This window comes from Mesorhizobium sp. WSM4844 (genome assembly GCF_055811775.1).
Map to the genome: position 1 here is coordinate 1 of NZ_JBVVQB010000067.1, position 16213 is coordinate 16213.

The window sequence follows — 16213 nt, forward strand, 5'->3', positions numbered from 1 at the left end:
ATATCCCCCCGCGGGGGGTTGTTTTTTTTTTAATCTTTTATTATTTTCTTTCCCCCCCCCCCCCCCCCCCCACCACCCCCCCCCCCCCACGCCAGAATCCTGTAAGTTGCTCATATGGCTTTGAATCCGAAATTCGTTCATTACGCTGCTCCAAAGCGATGCGAATTTCGGATTCAAACCATATGAGTGTGCTTAAGTTGGCGCCGTGGATATGATCGGACAGGACCTGACCTTTGTGCCGCCGGCCCAGCGCGTCGCCGGCACGGCGCGGCTTGGCTGTGACAGCAATGGCGGCCGCACGCGTCTTCGGCGGCTTTATCAGGATGGTTCCGCCAAGATCCGCATGCCGGCAGTCTCGGCCGATCCGCTCGAAGCCGTGCTGATCAACACCGCCGGCGGGCTGACCGGCGGCGACCGCCTTGGCTGGCAGGTCGATGTCGACGCCGGCGCCTGCGCCAGCATAACCACCCAGGCCTGCGAGAAAATCTACCGCGCTGCGTCCGATCGTGCCGAGGTTCGGGTCAAGCTGACCGTCGGCGCCGGCGGCCGCATCGCCTGGCTGCCGCAGGAAACCATCGTCTTCGATCGATCGGCCTTTGCCCGCCGGCTCGACCTGGAGCTTGCCGCCGGCGCCGAGGCGCTGGTGCTCGAGGCGACCGTTTTTGGCCGCCTCGCCATGGGCGAACGCGCGGCGCACGGCGCTTTCCACGACCGCTGGCGGGTCAGCCAGGACGGAGCGCTGCTTCATGCCGAGGATTTCCGCATCGGGCCGGACATTGCGGCGATTCTGGGCCGTTCCGCCGTGGCCGGCGGCGCCATCGCCATGGCGACGGTGCTGATGATCTCGCCGCGGGTCGAGGCTTTGCTCGATCCGGCCCGGGACATCATCGGCGGCCAGGGCGATGCCAGCGTCTGGAGCGTGAAAAAATCTGGCAAGCTTCTTGCGAGGCTGTTTGCCGAGGACGGCTACCAGCTCCGCAAGCGGCTGGTTCCGCTTGTCGAATTGCTCAACGGACTGGCCGGTCTGCCCAAATTATGGTCACTCTGATTCCGATTACACCGCTCCTGTCTACGCCATCCTGGGAAAACGCATGAATCTGACGCCAAGGGAAAAGGACAAGCTGCTCATCGCCATGGCGGCGATCGTGGCGCGCAAGCGGCTCGAACGCGGCGTCAAGCTCAATCACCCGGAGGCGATCGCGCTGATCACCGACTTCGTCGTCGAGGGCGCCCGCGACGGCCGCCAGGTCGCCGAGCTGATGGAGGCCGGCGCCCACGTCGTCACCCGCGCGCAGGTGATGGAAGGCATCGCCGAGATGATCCACGACGTCCAGGTCGAGGCGACGTTTCCCGACGGCACCAAGCTGGTGACCGTGCATGAACCGATAAGATGAGGGCCGATACGGTGAGGGCCGACAAGGTAAGGTGAGAAAAATGCTTGAGCTACGCCCCAACTGCGAATGCTGCGACAAGGATCTGCCGCCTGAGGCGACGGATGCGCTGATCTGCACCTTCGAGTGCACCTTCTGCGCCGAGTGCGTGGACCGTGTTCTGGGAGGCTTTTGCCCTAACTGCGGTGGTGATTTCGCGCCGCGCCCGATAAGGCCGGCTGCGATGCTGAACAAATATCCCGCCTCGACAAAGCGCGTCCTCAAGGCCGAAGGCTGCGGCCCGGAGCGCCGCGCCGCGTGACGGCACGATCCTGACAGCGAAAGGCATATCGATGGCGATGATCCCGGGCGAAATCATCACGGCAGGCGGCGAGATCGAACTCAACAAGGGCCAGCCGACCATCACCATGAAGGTGGCCAACAGCGGCGACCGGCCGATCCAGGTCGGCAGCCACTATCATTTCTTCGAGACCAATGAGGGGCTGAAATTCGATCGCGACGGAGCGCGCGGCATGCGCCTCGACATCGCCGCCGGCACCGCAATGCGCTTCGAGCCCGGTCAGGAGCGCGACGTCACCCTGGTGCCGCTCGGCGGCAAGCGCGAGGTCTACGGGTTCCAGCAGAAGATCATGGGCGCATTGTGAGATCCCCTGGTCGCGTTGTGAGATTCCCTGGGCGCGCTGTGAGATCCCCTGGTCGCGTTGTGCGATCCAGAGCGTCGAGCGGTTTCGGCTCAGCTGGGCGGCTTGGCCGCCGCGTAGATGACGACCTTGCCAGGATCGTCGAATTCGACGGCGAGAACGTCTTCGGTCTGCACGCGTCGAGAGTCGATGGCGTTGAACAGCAATGCGTTCGCCTCGATCTCGTCGCGCAGTTCCGCAATGTCGTCCTGATGCTGCTCGACCTTGCTTTCGATCGCCGGCGGCAGCCCGCCTTCCGTGCGCGCGGCGTCGGTAAGGAACACGATATCGACCTTGTCGAGCTTGGATGTCTTGCGCACCGCGCCGATGTTTTCACGCGTCCGGTCGATCGCCGTAGCGACTTTGCCGGCCTCGACAGCCGTGTTGGTCTCTTCCTGGCCGACCTCCGAGCCGATGATCTTGTTCTGGGTCTCAGGGCCTTCAAGGCCCTGCGCATTCAGCCCGGCCTGGGGAGCGCTCGCCGCAAGAAACGCAGTTGCGGCAAGCATATGCAGCCATCTGCTGTCGGGGAAGGTGGTGATCGCCATCGCTCGCTCTCAGAGCCGCTTTCGAGGCTCGCTTCTAGGCCAAAAAGTCGAAACGTATTCCGCCCTGCGAAGGTTCCCTCCCCGATGCGGCAGGCCGGCCTCGTGCCGGCCCGCCACAGCGCATCGTCAGCTCGCTTTCTTGGTGATCAAGGTCAGAGAGCCGTTGGCGTCCATGCTGGCGGCGATCACTTGCGCCGAGGTGAGCCCCTTGGCTTCGAGCGCGGATTTGACCTGGGGGGTAGCGTCGATCGAGCTGCGCAATTTCTGCAGGCCGTCCTCGCCGCGCTTGGCGATCACTTCGTTGACCTTGGTCTGCGTTTCCTTGGGCAGTTCCTCGATGTCGACGACGTTGACGGTCTGGATCGCCGGTGCTTGCGGCTGAGCGCCGGGTGCTGCGGGAGCGGGCGAAGCCGGCGGCTCGGCAGGCTGCGGCGCCGGCTGTTGCTGGGCGCTGGCGGCGGTCGCGAGCAGCAGGGTGGCGGCGGCTGCGAGAGAGATCGTTTTGCGCATAAAACTTCCTTTCCATCGATTGGCAAACGGTCGTTTTGGGGTGACCCTGCCACCTCAAACGTTAAATGGGATCGGAAGGTGTCGCCCAGCAGGTCATTGCGTGACCATAGGATGGCGACAATGTGGGGCCGGGCTTCGCCCGGCTGTATCTTGGGTCCGCATTTGCGGCCGTATTTCGGGAGCAATTGCTTATGGCTAGAATCACCCGCGCCGCCTATGCGCAGATGTACGGCCCGACCGTCGGCGACAAGGTGCGGCTTGCCGATACCGAGCTGTTCATCGAGGTCGAGAAGGATTTTACGCTGCATGGCGAAGAGGTGAAATTCGGCGGCGGCAAGGTTATTCGCGATGGCATGGGCCAGAGCCAGGTGTCCCGCGCCCAAGGCGCGGTCGACACCGTCATCACCAATGCGCTGGTCGTCGACGCGTCGGGCGGCATCTTCAAGGCCGATATCGGCCTGAGCGACGGCCGCATTGCCGCGATCGGCAAGGCCGGCAATCCCGACATGCAAGACGGCGTCACCATCATCATCGGCCCCGGCACCGAAATCATCGCCGGCGAGGGCAAGATCCTCACCGCCGGCGGCTTCGACGCGCATATCCATTTCATCTGCCCGCAGCAGATCGAGGAGGCGCTGATGTCAGGCATCACCACCATGCTCGGCGGCGGCACCGGACCGGCGCATGGCACGCTGGCGACGACCTGCACGCCCGGCCCGTGGCATCTGGCGCGCATGATCCAGTCCTTCGACGCCTTCCCGATGAACATCGGCCTGTCGGGCAAGGGCAACGCGTCGTTGCCGGCCGCGCTTGAAGAAATGGTGCTGGGCGGCGCCTGCTCGCTAAAGTTGCACGAGGACTGGGGCACGACGCCGGCGGCAATCGACTGCTGCCTGTCGGTCGCCGACAACTATGACGTGCAGGTGATGATCCACACCGACACGCTCAACGAGTCCGGCTTTGTCGAGAACACGGTGGCGGCGATCAAGGGCCGCACCATCCACGCCTTCCACACCGAAGGCGCCGGCGGCGGCCATGCGCCCGACATCATCAAGGTTTGCGGCCTGCCCAATGTCATCCCGTCGTCGACCAATCCGACCCGGCCCTACACCGTCAACACGCTGGCCGAGCATCTCGACATGCTGATGGTCTGCCATCATCTGTCGCCGTCGATCCCCGAAGACATCGCCTTCGCCGAAAGCCGCATCCGCAAGGAGACCATCGCCGCCGAAGACATTTTGCACGACATCGGCGCCTTCTCGATCATCTCGTCTGACAGCCAGGCCATGGGCCGCGTCGGCGAAGTGGCGATCCGCACCTGGCAGACCGCCGACAAGATGAAGCGCCAGCGCGGCTCGCTGCCGCAGGAGACCGGCGACAACGACAATTTCCGCGTCCGCCGCTACATCGCCAAATACACGATCAACCCGGCCATCGCGCACGGCCTGTCGAACGAGATCGGCTCGGTGGCGGTCGGCAAGCGCGCCGACCTGGTGCTGTGGAACCCGGCCTTCTTCGGCGTCAAGCCCGACATGGTGCTGATCGGCGGCATGATCGCCGCCGCCCCGATGGGCGATCCCAACGCCTCGATCCCGACGCCGCAGCCGATGCACTACCGGCCGATGTTCGGCGCCTATGGCAAGGCGATGACCAACTCGTCGGTGACCTTTGTCTCGAAAGCCGCGCTCGATGCCGGCCTGCGCGGCCGGCTCGGCGTCGACAAGCAGATGGTCGCCGTCGACAACACCCGTGGCGGCATCGGCAAGCATTCGATGGTGCTCAACGACGCCACCCCGCATGTCGAGGTCGATCCCGAAACCTACGAAGTCCGCGCCGACGGCGAATTGCTCACCTGCGAACCGGCCACCGTGCTGCCGATGGCGCAGAGGTACTTTTTGTTCTGATCCCTACAAACGCCCTGTTGGCGGGGCGTCAAATTCGGTGCTCAGTTGTCCAAGCTCTGACGTGCCGTTTTGCGATTGTCTCGAAATTGCGGCATGATGGGCCTCATGAACAGGATTGATCGTCTCAGGGCCCTCACTCCCTACGAAGCGGACTACGTCCAGTGGTGCGCCGAGCAAGGCGCATTGTTGCGCGAAGCTCGTTTCTCCGACCTCGATCGTGAGAATCTTGCCGAGGAGATCGAGAGCTTGGGGAGACGTGACAAACGAGAGATTCGCAGTCGGATGGAGGTGCTGCTTGCACATCTCCTGAAATGGGAATTCCAACCCGGCCATCGAAGTCATAGTTGGCAGTCGTCAATTTCCGAACAGCGCATCTGGATCGGAAACATCATCAAGGACAGCCCGAGTCTTCGCCGATATCCCGCTCAGATTTTCGACGATACATATAAAGACGCTTTGCTTGTCGCGGTCAGGGAAACGGGTCTCAGGAAATCTCACTTTCCAGGCGAACCTTCCTTCACATGCAAGCAGGCGCTCGATGAACGATTTTGGCCGGGCAATCCACTCTCGATGGCCGATTTCCTGCGGGATTAGCTGGCTTCTTCTTTACTGCGTTCCTTGCCAAAGGGGGTGCTAATGAACCAGCAACTCCCTTACGCCCACGACATCTTCCCGCACATCCGTATCGTTATGGGCATGGTGATCGGCCTTGGCGTCACGCGTCTTTTGTCGGGGCTGGCCCGCATCGTCCAGCATCCTGGCCAGTACCGGCTCTATTCGGTGCATCTGGCCTGGGTTGTGTCGGTGCTCCTGATGCTGGTGCATTTCTGGTGGTGGGAGTTCGGCCTGTTCCAGATCGAGACCTGGACCTTCGGAAAATACCTGTTCATCATCTTCTACGCCGTCACGCTGTTCCTGCTCTGCGCGCTGCTGTTTCCGGACCAGATGCTGGACTACACCAGCTACGAGGATTTTTTCTATTCGCGCCGCGCCTGGTTCTTCGGCCTGCTGGCGGCGACCTATCTGCTCGACGTGATCGATACGCTGCTCAAGGGGCCGGAGCATTTCGCCCGCTTCGGCGTCGAATATTTGTTCCGCACGCCGGTGTTCGTCACGCTTTGCGTCATCGCGATACTGGTCAGCGATCGTCGCTTTCACATCGCTTTTGTCGCCGCCGCGCTCGTCTACCAGATATCGTTCATCCTGCGGCTCTTCGACACGATCGTTTGAGCACCATTGGGGCGGCGCACGCGATAGGCTACGCTTTTTGGGAGAGGAAGTTTTACATGAAGCTCGACATCCGCACCGATTTCACCAAATTCCCGCGTGCCGTCTCGGTTCTGAGCGCCGGCGAGGCAGGAGCGGTCGCGCCCTACGATCGTGCGGTGCTTGCCCATGACGAGCGGCATCTGCGCCGCCGCGCCATAGAAACGGCCCGTAGCGATAGAGTGCTGGTCGACCTGCCCGAATCGGTGGCCTTGAACGATGGCGACCGCCTGGTGCTGGAGGATGGCCGTCATATCGAGATCGTCGCGGCCGAGGAACCGCTCTACGATATCCGTGCCAGCGGCCCTGTCCATCTGGCCGAGCTTGCCTGGCATATCGGCAACCGCCATCTTGCCGCCGCCATCGAGGCTAACCGCATCCTCATCCTGCGCGATCACGTTATCAAGGCGATGCTGGAAGGCCTGGGCGCCACGGTGAGCGACGTCTCCGAGCCGTTCAAGCCGGTGCGCGGCGCCTATTCCGGGCACAGTCACGGTCATGCCCATGCCGAGGCGCATGCGCACAGCGGGTCGCATTCCCATGCCCATAGCGAATCGCATACCCACAGCCATTCGCACGACCATGACTGACCAGCCTTCCAACGTCGCTTTGTTGCGTCTGATGGCGTGGCTGTCGCCTGCCTTCCCGGTCGGCGGTTTTTCCTACAGCCATGGTCTCGAACAAGCCGTGCATGCCGGCCTGGTCGCCGACAGCAAAGACCTCGCCGCATGGCTGGAGACGCTGGTCGAGATGGGCTCGGGCTGGAACGATGCCGTGCTGTTTGCCGAAAGCTGGCGGCGCGCCCGCCAAGCCGGCGATCTCGCCGAAATCGCAGCCCTCGCCGAGGCCTTGGCCGGCTCGCGCGAGCGCCACAGCGAGACCATGCTGCAGGGCGCCGCCTTCCTGAAGGCGGCATCGGCCTGGCCGTGTCAGGTGCTCGACCGTCTGCCGGCCGAGTGCGCCTATTGCGTCGCCGTCGGTGCAACTGCCGGTGGCAACGCCATTGCCCTGCACGATTCACTGTCGGCCTTCCTGCACAGCTTCTTTTCCAACCTCGTCCAGGCCGCGATCCGGCTCGGCGTCGTCGGCCAGACCGGCGCCACGGCGCTGCTCGCCGGCTTCGAGCCGCTGGCCTTGGAAACTGCCGCTCGCGCCGCCGGCTCGACGCTGAATGATCTCGGCGGCTGCGCGTTCGTCTCGGATGTCATGGCGATGAAGCACGAAACGCAATATTCGCGGCTGTTCCGCTCATGATCGTCCTCGCCTTCGCGCTCTCCTTCGTCTTGCTGCTGATCACCACCCTGCATGTCTATTGGGGCATTGGCGGCATCTGGCCGGGCAGGGACGCTGCCTCCTGCGCCCGCGCGGTGGTCGGCTTTCGCGGCGTCGACGAAATGCCGGCGCCCTTCGCCAGCTTCGCCGTCGCCGCCTGCCTCGGCCTGGCGACACTGTGGCCGCTGGCGCTCGAAGGCGTGTTTGCCACGCCCTTTCCCAAGGCCGGGCTTGCCGCGACAGCGCTGCTCATGGCGCTGGTCTTCCTGGGGCGCGGCATTGCCGGCTTCACGCCGTGGTGGCGCCGGCTGGCGCCCGAACAGCCTTTCGCGCGGCTCGATGTCAGCTATTATTCGCCGCTCTGCCTGGTTGTAGGGCTCGGCTTTGCAGTGCTGGCCATCATGGAGTTCCCTGGATGACACAAGTCAATGGTCCCCTTCGCGTCGGCATCGGCGGTCCCGTCGGCTCCGGCAAGACGACGCTCACCGAAAAGCTCTGCAAGGCGCTGCGCGACGAGTTCTCCATCGCCGTGGTCACCAATGACATCTATACCAAGGAAGACGCCATGATGCTGGCCCGGCTTCAGGCGCTGCCCGAGGATCGCATCATCGGCGTCGAGACCGGCGGCTGCCCGCACACCGCCATCCGCGAGGACGCCTCGATCAATCTGCAGGCGATCGCCGAGATGACCAGGAAATTCCCGGATCTCGACATCGTCTTCATCGAATCGGGCGGCGACAACCTCGCCGCCACGTTTTCCCCGGACCTCGCCGATCTGACGCTCTACGTCATCTCGGTCTGCCAGGGCGAAGAAATCCCGCGCAAGGGCGGCCCGGCGATCACCCGGTCGGATTACCTGGTCATCAACAAGAGCGATCTCGCCCCCTATGTGAACGTCAATCTCGATGTCATGGAGAGCGATGCCGCCCGCATGCGCGGCAAGCGGCCGTTCGGATTTACCGATCTGTCGCGCGGCAAGGGCCTGCAGGAGGTGATCGATTTTATCGTTGAGCATGGCGGGCTGCGCATCGCCGCCGCCAGAAGCACTGCGGCGTAAGCCGAAGCCCTCGCCTGCACCAAACGAAACCGGTTGCGCGCATCGGCGGCGCGCGGCATCCTTGCTTCTTTCACGGAGGTTTTCGATGAGCATCGCCCGCCTGCAGAAGGAAATGCTGACCAACCTGCCCTTCTACGAGGAACGCGTCGATCTGGCTTGCGCCTTCCGCTGGACGGCGCGGCTCAACATGCATGAAGCGGTGGCCAATCATTTCTCGCTGGCCGTCAACGATGACGGCTCGCAATTCCTGATGAATCCCAACCAGGTGCATTTCTCGCGCATCAAGGCGAGCGACCTGCTGCTGATCGACGCCAACGATCCCGATACGCTCTCCGGCCCGGATGCGCCCGACCCGACGGCATGGGGGCTGCATGGCGCCATCCATCGCAATGTCCGTCATGCGCGCTGCGTCATGCATGTGCACTCGATCCACGCCACGGTGCTCGCTTCGCTGGCCGACTCGACACTGCCGCCGATCGATCAGAACTCGGCGATCTTCTTCAACCGCCACGTCGTCGACGGCCATTATGGTGGGCTCGCCTTCGAGGAAGAGGGCGAACGCTGCTCGCAGCTGCTCACCGATCCGAAGGTGAAGGTGATGGTCATGGGCAACCATGGCGTGCTGGTCATCGGCGATACCGTCGCCGACACCTTCAACCGCATGTTCTATTTCGAACGCGCCGCCGAGACCTACATCAAGGCGCTGTGGACCGGCCGTCCGCTGCGGGTCCTGTCGAATGAAATCGCCGAGAAGGCAGCAGCGGAGCAGGAAGATTATCCCGGCCAGGCCGAACGGCACCTGTCCGAACTGAAGGCGATCCTCGACGAGCAGGAGCCGGTTTACCGGAACTGATGCCCTTCTCCCCGTCACTATACGGGGAGAAGGTGCCGGCAGGCGGATGAGGGGCGGCGCAAGCGCCGGAAAGTATAGGACGAATTCAAAGCTCGGCCTGACCACGATCTCTCGGACAAGCGCCTTCCTTGTCAATCTCGGCGCTGCCCCTCATCGCCCTGCCGGGCACTTCTCCCCGTATAGGGACGGGGAGAAGGACGCTCTCCTCCCTAAGCTCAGAGCCCGAGTTCAGCCCGCAATTCGTCGGCGCTGTTGATGACGATCGCGCCGGACGGCCCTGCCATGGGCGCTTCCGGCCAGAAGATCGTCCTGATCCCCGCCGCCAGCCCTGCCGTGGCGCCGGTCACGCTGTCCTCGACGGCCATGGCATCGGCTGGATCGACACCGGCCAGCCATGCGGCGCGCAGAAACGGTTCGGCGTGCGGCTTGCCTTCGCGCACGTCGTTGCGGCTGATCGTCTTCATGCCGGGATAGAAAAGACCGACCATGCGCAGATTGGCGTCGACGACCAGCCGGTCGGAATTGGACACCACCGCTTGCGCCACGCCAAGCGCGCGCAGCTCATTGTAGATCTCGATGGCGCCGGGGCGCGGCTTCAGCGTCTCGGCCATCGGCAGATAGTGGTCGTATTTGCGCACGATCCAGTCGTCGAAGGCCAGGTCGAGGCCGAACTCGTCGCGCAGCATCTCGTAGACCGGCCATGCGGCGATGCCGAGCACGCGCTCATGCAGGTTGGCCGGCGCCGCGATGCCGACGCTGTGCAGCGCCGCTATCAGCGCCGCCTCGTGCAACGGCTCGCTGTCGACCAGCGTGCCATCCATGTCCCAGAAAACCGCTTTCGGCGTCATGCGAGGCTCCTTTGTCCGAAATCCCTTAAAGGGTTTGCCTCGCGAGATAAACTGCCGCGCCTGATTGCACGACATTGCGGGCTATAATCATCCACTCGAAACACTGCAGGCTCCTCGGGAGCTTACCTAAGCAATTGCTCTGGTTGCAGGCAATTGCTTACAAACGCATTCCCGGGTAAAACCAAGGCGCTCCCGCTCGGTGCTAGTGCTCGGTGTTTGGGGCAGGGAGGCAGCAAGTTGAATTCCCGGCAGGACAACGGCAGCAATAGGCTGGACGACGCGGCGCGCGCCGGCTGGCTCTATTATGTCGCCGGCAACACGCAGGACCAGATCGCCTCAACGCTCGGCATCTCACGGCAGACGGCGCAGCGGCTGGTGTCGCTGGCGGTGTCGGAAGGGCTGATCAAGGTGCGTGTCGACCACCCGATCGCCAATTGCCTCGACCTCGCCGCCCGGCTGAAATCGCGCTTCGCCCTCGATCTGGTCGAGGTGGTTCCAAGCGATCCCGCTTCCTCCTCGACTATTGGCGTCGCCGTGGCGGCGGCCGCCGAGATCGAGAAACGGCTGCGCTCGCCGACGCCGATCGTCATGGCGATCGGCACCGGCCGCACGCTGAAGGCGGCAATCGAGCAGCTGCCGCCGATGGAATGCCCGCAGCACAAGGTGGTGTCGCTGACCGGCAACATCTCGCCCGACGGTTCGGCCGCCTTCTACAACGTCATCTTCACCATGGCCGACAGGGTTAAGGCTCGCTCCTTCCCGATGCCGCTGCCGGTCATCGCCTCCTCGCCACAGGAGCGCGAGATGCTGCTCAGCCAGCCGATGATCCAACCGACGCTGGCGCTTGCCGCGGAAGCCGACGTCACCTTCGTCGGCATCGGCGATCTCGGCCCCAAGGCGCCGCTTTACGAGGACGGCTTCATTTCGGAGAGTGAATTGAAAGCGCTGCAAAAGGCCGGCGGCGTCGCCGAGATCGTCGGCTGGGTGTTCGATCGCGAAGGCCGCATGATCGAGGGCATCACCAATGACAGGGTGTCGTCGGCATCGTTGCCGTCGCGCGAAAAATCGCTGGTGATCGCGCTCGCCATGGGCGAGCGGAAGCTGCCGGGCATCCTTGCGGCTGTCAACCGGCGGCTGGTCAACGGCCTCATCACCGACGAGCGGACCGCCGCCGCCTTGCTGGCCGCCAGCTGATTTGCGATAAATCAAGCAGGGCTATTTGCGACGGCCGTAAGGATCGTTGCCGTCGAGAAAACCCATGTCGCGCTGCAGATGCGGCGGTAATTCCCTGATGTCGAGATAAGCCCGTTTCCTGGCTCCGTGCCGTGCCAATCCCCGCGCCAGCCGCAAAAACCAGCCTTGGCCTGACGTCAGAAATAGCTTTTCCTGTACAATGGTCATGATCATCGGCCTTCGTTATCTCTGGCGCATGACCCCGAAAATCGATGTCGATTTTCGGAAAGGATCATGCGCAAAATCAAAAGGGCTACAGCGTCCTTTGCGCGTCCAAAAGGACGCGCGGCGCTGTAGACGAGAGTGATCGTCGACCTCAAATATCGGCCGGCTCGGCCCTTGCTGCCAATCAAACGTCGATCACGGCCCATAAGGAGGGCTTATGCCTGAACTCAAGTCACGGCAGGTCTCCCAGCTCCCTCCGCTTCAGGCGATCCGGGTGTTCGAGGCGGTGGCGCGGCATCTTTCCTTCACCAAGGCCGCCGGCGAGCTTGGCATGACGCAGGCGGCGGCGAGCTATCAGATCAAGCTTCTGGAAGAGCGCGTCGGTGCGCCTTTGTTCCTGCGCCGGCCAAGGCAGATCGTGCTGACCGAGGCGGGGCAACGCATGGCGCCTGCGGTCAGCGAGGCGTTCGCCCTGTTGGGTGGGGCCTATGCCGCCGCGCGCAGCGGCGCCGACGGCGTACTTTGTGTCTCGACGCTGCTGACCTTTGCCTCGAACTGGCTGGCGCAGCATCTCGGTTCGTTCCAGGTCGCGCATCCGTCGCTGGCGGTGCGCCTCGATACATCGAACCGCCTCGTCGATTTCGCCCGCGAGGACATCGACATCGCCATCCGTTCCGGCGGCGGAAACTGGCCGGGCGTGGAGGTGCACAAGCTTTTCAATGCGGACTTCACGCCGATGCTGAGCCCGAAACTCGCGGCAAGCATCGGCGGGGTGAAGGAGCCGGCCGATCTGTTGCGCCTGCCGATCCTCGACCCCGGCGATATCTGGTGGCGGGACTGGTTTATCGCCGCCGGCCTGCCGGTCGAGGAACTGGCCAAGCGCCCCGGCTCCAGCATGGGGGCGCAGGCCTATGAGGCCAACGCCGCGATCGCCGGGCAGGGCGTGGCGATCGTAACGGCCGCTCTTTTCAAGGCCGAGCTTGCCGATGGCCGCCTGACCCAGCCTTTCGATCTGGTCGGCGACGACGGCCACGCCTATTGGCTGGTCTATCCCCAGGCGCGGCGCAACGTGCCGAAGATCCGCGCTTTTCGCGAATGGATCCTGGCTGAGATTGCCGGCCAATAGTCGATATCCACCCGGTCAAGCGGGCACCGACATCCGGCCTGTTCGCGCGCAAAAATCCTCCGGAGCAAGATCCGTACGAGGCTGCGTGCTGCGCTGCAGCAACGAATCCGGCTTGACATAAATCACGCGAGGTGAGTAATTGCTCACAGCCAAAGCAAATGCTCGGCTTGGTCCATGGGAGGAATTTTGATGAAACTTCGCACGCTCACCCTGGGTCTGTTGTCGGCCAGCACCCTCGCGTTCGCCGCGCATGCCGAATCCATCACCATCGCCACCGTCAACAATGGCGATATGGTCCGCATGCAGACGCTGACCGACGATTTCACCGCCAAGAACCCCGATATCCAGCTCCAGTGGGTCACGCTCGAGGAGAACGTGCTGCGCGAGCGCGTCACCACCGACATCGCCACCAAGGGCGGCCAGTACGACGTGATGACCATCGGCACTTACGAAGTTCCAATCTGGGCCAAGCAGAGCTGGCTGCTGCCGCTCGACAAGCTCGGCGACGACTATGACGTCAAGGACATCATCCCGGCCATCGCCGGTGGCCTTTCGGTCGACGGCACGCTTTATGCAGCACCGTTCTATGGCGAAAGCTCGTTCGTCATGTACCGCAAGGACCTGATGGAGAAGGCCGGGCTGACGATGCCCGACGCGCCGACCTGGGACTTCGTCAAGCAGGCCGCCGAGAAGATGACCGATCGCGCCAATGGCGTGAACGGCGTCTGCCTGCGCGGCAAGGCCGGCTGGGGCGAGAACATGGCCTTTCTGACCGCCATGTCGAACTCCTTCGGCGCACGCTGGTTCGATGAGAACTGGAAGCCTCAGTTCGACCAGCCCGAGTGGAAGAACACGCTGCAGTTCTATGTCGACCTGATGAAGGCCAATGGCCCGGAGGGCGCATCTTCGAACGGCTTCAACGAAAACCTGGCGCTGTTCCAGCAGGGCAAGTGCGGCATGTGGATCGACGCCACCGTCGCTGCCTCCTTCGTCTCCGACCCAAAGAACTCCACGGTCGCCGACAAGGTCGGTTATGCGCTGGCGCCCGACAATGGCCTGGGCAAGCGCGGCAACTGGCTGTGGGCGTGGTCGCTGGCCATTCCCGCCGGCACGCAAAAGGCTGACGCCGCCCAAAAATTCGTATCCTGGGCAACCAGCAAGGCCTATCTCGAGCTCGTCGCATCGAAGGAAGGCTGGGCCAATGTTCCGCCGGGAACACGCACCTCGCTCTACGCCAACCCCGAATACCAGAAGGCGGCGCCGTTCGCCAAGATGACACTGGACTCGATCAACGCCGCCGATCCGACGCATCCGACCGTCAAGCCGGTGCCTTATGTCGGTGTCCAGTTCGTCGCCATCCCCGAGTTCCAGGGTCTTGGCACCACCGTCGGCCAGCTGTTCTCGGCGGCACTCGCCGGCCAGACCAGCGTCGACGACGCTCTGAAGCAGGCCCAGGACGCCGCCACCGCAACGATGACCGAGGGCGGTTATATCCAGTAGGCTCCTCCCGGTGCCGAAAGCCGGTTGCCTATCTTAACCGGCAGGGGCCGCCCGAATCCCAGTTCGGGCGGCCACCTTCACAACACTGAAAAATTTGGCTGACCTTTGAAGGGTGACCGTCATGGCTACTCAGCAGACCCGTTCGCTTGCCCGCTTCATGATGGCGCCATCCGTGGTGCTGCTATTCGTCTGGATGATCGTGCCGCTGGCATTCACCCTGTGGTTCTCCTTCCAGCAGTACAATCCGCTCAACCCGATCCGCGACGGCTTCGTCGGCTTCTCGAATTACGCGCTTTTCTATTCCAATCCGGCATTCCTGCAGTCGATCCTCAACACGCTTATCCTCGTGGCCAGCGTGCTTTTGATCACGGTGATCGGCGGCATCCTGCTGGCGCTGCTGATCGATCAGCCGATGTGGGGACAGGGCATCGTCCGCATCCTCGTCATCTCGCCGTTCTTCGTCATGCCGCCGGTCGCCGCGCTGGTCTGGAAGAACATGATCATGCATCCGCAATACGGCGTCTTTGCCGACATTGCGCGCTTCTTCGGCGGTCAGCCGATCGACTGGTTTGGCCAATACCCGATGCTGGCGATCATCATCATCGTCGCCTGGCAATGGCTGCCGTTTGCGACGCTGATCCTGTTGACCTCCCTGCAGTCGCTCGACGGCGAGCAGAAGGAAGCCGCCGAGATGGACGGCGCCGGTTTTGTCAGCCGCTTCATCTATCTGACGCTGCCGCATATGTCGCGCGCCATAACCGTCGTCATCCTGATCCAGACGATCTTCCTTCTGTCGGTCTATGCCGAGATCCTCGTCACCACCAATGGCGGCCCGGGTTACGCCTCCACCAACCTGCCCTTCCTCGTGTACCAGAAGGCGTTGCTGGAGTTCAAAATCGGCCAGGCATCCGCCGGCGGTATCATTGCCGTCATTTTAGCCAACATCGTCGCCTTCTTCGCAATGCGCGCGGTCGGCAAGAACCTGGACAAATAAGGGAGGAAACGATGGCACGTGCAGTCAGCACCCAGCACAAGACGATCGCGACCGCGGCCGCCTGGATCGTCGCCCTGCTGATCTTCTTCCCGATCCTTTATACGATCATCACCTCGTTCAAGTCGGAGCAGGAGGCCATCCAGGGCTTCAACCTGTTTCCGTCGGGAACCACGGAAAGCTACACCGCGGTCGAGGCGCAGAGCGGCTACTTCAAGTTCTTCCTCAACTCGGTGTTCCTGTCGGTCGGCTCGACCATCCTGGCCTTGCTCGTCGCCATACCGGCGGCCTGGTCGATGGCGTTCTCGCCGGGCAAGTGGACCAAGGACATCCTGATGTGGATGCTTTCCACCAAGATGATGCCGGCGGTCGCCGTGCTGTTTCCGATCTACCTGATCTTCCGCGATACCGGACTGCTCGACAGCCGCATCGGCCTGATGATCATGCTGATGCTGATCAACCTGCCGATCGTGGTGTGGATGCTCTACACCTATTTTCGCGAGATCCCCGGCGAGATCCTGGAAGCGGCGCGCATGGACGGCGCCTCGCTCTGGAACGAGATCGTCTATGTGCTGACGCCGATGGCGGTGCCGGGCATCGCCTCGACGATGCTGCTCAACATCATCCTGGCGTGGAACGAGGCGTTCTGGACGATCCGGCTGACCACCACCGAGGCCGCCCCGCTCACCGCCTTCATCAGTTCCTTTTCCAGCCCGCAAGGCCTGTTCTGGGCCAAGCTGTCGGCGGCCTCGACACTGGCGATCGCACCGATCCTGATCATGGGCTGGTTCAGCCAGAAGCAGCTGGTGCGCGGCCTGACGTTTGGCGCCGTGAAGTAACACCGCCGCAAGCGATGAACGACGGACAAT

General features: G+C 63.0%; 21 protein-coding genes. 17 read left to right on the top strand and 4 right to left on the bottom strand.

The window, feature by feature from the left end:
• Positions 1-211 precede the first annotated feature (211 nt).
• Genes AC0L2A_RS31550 through AC0L2A_RS31565 form a run of 4 tightly spaced genes read left to right on the top strand, consistent with a single transcriptional unit; the run spans position 212 to position 2035 of the window.
• Positions 212-1048 (top strand): urease accessory protein UreD, encoded by an 837-nt coding sequence (locus AC0L2A_RS31550; protein ID WP_473612124.1) that lies wholly within the window; start codon positions 212-214, stop codon positions 1046-1048.
• Between the two features lie 43 nt (positions 1049-1091).
• Positions 1092-1394, top strand: a complete 303-nt coding sequence (locus AC0L2A_RS31555; protein ID WP_023801505.1) for an urease subunit gamma — start codon at positions 1092-1094, stop codon at positions 1392-1394.
• 40 nt (positions 1395-1434) lie between these two features.
• Positions 1435-1692 (top strand): DUF1272 domain-containing protein, encoded by a 258-nt coding sequence (locus AC0L2A_RS31560; protein WP_473584797.1) that lies wholly within the window; start codon positions 1435-1437, stop codon positions 1690-1692.
• Between the two features lie 37 nt (positions 1693-1729).
• Entirely contained in the window at positions 1730-2035 is a 306-nt protein-coding gene (locus AC0L2A_RS31565; RefSeq protein ID WP_473584863.1) for an urease subunit beta, read from the top strand.
• A gap of 89 nt (positions 2036-2124) precedes the next feature.
• Here the strand turns inward: AC0L2A_RS31565 and AC0L2A_RS31570 are convergent, their stop codons facing one another.
• Both AC0L2A_RS31570 and AC0L2A_RS31575 read right to left on the bottom strand, forming a co-directional pair.
• On the bottom strand, positions 2125-2619 hold the full coding sequence (locus tag AC0L2A_RS31570) for a hypothetical protein (protein ID WP_473584796.1): 495 nt from the start codon (positions 2617-2619) through the stop codon (positions 2125-2127).
• Positions 2620-2745: 126 nt separating this feature from the next.
• A complete protein-coding gene (locus AC0L2A_RS31575) occupies positions 2746-3129 on the bottom strand; it encodes a hypothetical protein (RefSeq protein ID WP_023801509.1) in 384 nt (127 codons plus the stop codon).
• A 191-nt stretch (positions 3130-3320) separates the two neighbouring features.
• Here AC0L2A_RS31575 and ureC point away from each other — a divergent pair, with 191 nt between their 5' ends.
• From ureC to AC0L2A_RS31615, 8 genes are all read left to right on the top strand, one after another.
• Complete coding sequence (gene ureC, locus AC0L2A_RS31580) at positions 3321-5033, top strand: urease subunit alpha (protein ID WP_473612125.1); 1713 nt, start codon at positions 3321-3323, stop codon at positions 5031-5033.
• A gap of 105 nt (positions 5034-5138) precedes the next feature.
• The gene (locus tag AC0L2A_RS31585; RefSeq protein ID WP_473612126.1) at positions 5139-5627 is read left to right on the top strand and encodes a DUF29 domain-containing protein; all 489 of its coding nucleotides are present in this window, start codon (positions 5139-5141) and stop codon (positions 5625-5627) included.
• A gap of 42 nt (positions 5628-5669) precedes the next feature.
• Complete coding sequence (locus AC0L2A_RS31590; protein ID WP_128184890.1) at positions 5670-6263, top strand: hypothetical protein; 594 nt, start codon at positions 5670-5672, stop codon at positions 6261-6263.
• 56 nt (positions 6264-6319) lie between these two features.
• Positions 6320-6889, top strand: coding sequence for an urease accessory protein UreE (locus AC0L2A_RS31595; RefSeq protein WP_473612128.1), 570 nt, complete (start codon positions 6320-6322; stop codon positions 6887-6889).
• On the top strand, positions 6882-7553 hold the full coding sequence (locus tag AC0L2A_RS31600) for an urease accessory protein UreF (RefSeq protein ID WP_473612129.1): 672 nt from the start codon (positions 6882-6884) through the stop codon (positions 7551-7553). Before AC0L2A_RS31595 ends, AC0L2A_RS31600 begins: the two co-directional genes overlap by 8 nt.
• The gene (locus AC0L2A_RS31605; protein WP_473612130.1) at positions 7550-7990 is read left to right on the top strand and encodes a DUF3995 domain-containing protein; all 441 of its coding nucleotides are present in this window, start codon (positions 7550-7552) and stop codon (positions 7988-7990) included. The genes AC0L2A_RS31600 and AC0L2A_RS31605 overlap by 4 nt, the downstream gene beginning before the upstream one ends.
• Positions 7987-8628: an urease accessory protein UreG gene (gene ureG / locus AC0L2A_RS31610; RefSeq protein WP_473612132.1), complete on the top strand. Its 642-nt coding sequence runs from the start codon at positions 7987-7989 to the stop codon at positions 8626-8628. The genes AC0L2A_RS31605 and ureG overlap by 4 nt, the downstream gene beginning before the upstream one ends.
• An 85-nt stretch (positions 8629-8713) precedes the next feature.
• A complete protein-coding gene (locus tag AC0L2A_RS31615; protein WP_473612133.1) occupies positions 8714-9481 on the top strand; it encodes a class II aldolase and adducin N-terminal domain-containing protein in 768 nt (255 codons plus the stop codon).
• A gap of 215 nt (positions 9482-9696) precedes the next feature.
• Here the strand turns inward: AC0L2A_RS31615 and AC0L2A_RS31620 are convergent, their stop codons facing one another.
• Positions 9697-10329 (bottom strand): HAD family hydrolase, encoded by a 633-nt coding sequence (locus AC0L2A_RS31620; protein ID WP_473612135.1) that lies wholly within the window; start codon positions 10327-10329, stop codon positions 9697-9699.
• 237 nt (positions 10330-10566) lie between these two features.
• Here AC0L2A_RS31620 and AC0L2A_RS31625 point away from each other — a divergent pair, with 237 nt between their 5' ends.
• Positions 10567-11523, top strand: coding sequence for a sugar-binding transcriptional regulator (locus AC0L2A_RS31625; RefSeq protein ID WP_473612136.1), 957 nt, complete (start codon positions 10567-10569; stop codon positions 11521-11523).
• Positions 11524-11544: 21 nt separating this feature from the next.
• Here the strand turns inward: AC0L2A_RS31625 and AC0L2A_RS31630 are convergent, their stop codons facing one another.
• Positions 11545-11730, bottom strand: a complete 186-nt coding sequence (locus AC0L2A_RS31630; protein WP_473612137.1) for a hypothetical protein — start codon at positions 11728-11730, stop codon at positions 11545-11547.
• Positions 11731-11944: 214 nt separating this feature from the next.
• Here AC0L2A_RS31630 and gcvA point away from each other — a divergent pair, with 214 nt between their 5' ends.
• The 4 genes from gcvA to AC0L2A_RS31650 all read left to right on the top strand — a co-directional run bounded on the left by gcvA (position 11945) and on the right by AC0L2A_RS31650 (position 16183).
• Positions 11945-12853 (top strand): transcriptional regulator GcvA, encoded by a 909-nt coding sequence (gcvA, locus tag AC0L2A_RS31635; RefSeq protein ID WP_473612138.1) that lies wholly within the window; start codon positions 11945-11947, stop codon positions 12851-12853.
• A 189-nt stretch (positions 12854-13042) separates the two neighbouring features.
• A complete protein-coding gene (locus AC0L2A_RS31640) occupies positions 13043-14353 on the top strand; it encodes an ABC transporter substrate-binding protein (protein WP_027152174.1) in 1311 nt (436 codons plus the stop codon).
• A gap of 121 nt (positions 14354-14474) precedes the next feature.
• Positions 14475-15347: a carbohydrate ABC transporter permease gene (locus tag AC0L2A_RS31645; RefSeq protein WP_091596287.1), complete on the top strand. Its 873-nt coding sequence runs from the start codon at positions 14475-14477 to the stop codon at positions 15345-15347.
• Positions 15348-15358: 11 nt separating this feature from the next.
• Entirely contained in the window at positions 15359-16183 is an 825-nt protein-coding gene (locus tag AC0L2A_RS31650; RefSeq protein ID WP_023801521.1) for a carbohydrate ABC transporter permease, read from the top strand.
• Positions 16184-16213 lie beyond the last annotated feature (30 nt).